Origin of the sequence: Chromohalobacter sp. HP20-39 (genome assembly GCF_033052815.1) — a bacterium.
Lineage (GTDB): Bacteria > Pseudomonadota > Gammaproteobacteria > Pseudomonadales > Halomonadaceae > Chromohalobacter.
In genome coordinates, this window is sequence record NZ_JAWHTP010001049.1 from 1 (window position 1) to 245 (window position 245).

At 66.9% G+C, this 245-nt stretch carries 1 protein-coding gene; it reads left to right on the plus strand.

The annotated features are described in order from the left end of the window. The coding region (locus RVY79_RS21125) for a KUP/HAK/KT family potassium transporter (RefSeq protein WP_317466570.1) at positions 1 to 245 on the plus strand (245 nt) is incomplete at both ends.

A 245-nucleotide genomic window follows, 5' to 3' on the forward strand; every position in this document is an offset into this window, starting at 1 on the left:
GTCGGCAAGCTGTTCGGCCCCATCACGCTGGTCTGGTTCATCGCCATCGGCTGGGCCGGCGCGATCTGGATCGTCAAGCGTCCCGATGTGCTGTGGGCCATGAACCCGGGTCTGGCCCTGCAGTTCGCGCTGACCCATGGCCATGTCACCTTCGTCGTGCTTGGCGCGGTGTTCCTGGCCGTCACCGGCGCCGAGGCCTTGTATGCCGACATGGGCCATTTCGGCGCCCACCCGATCCGTGTGGC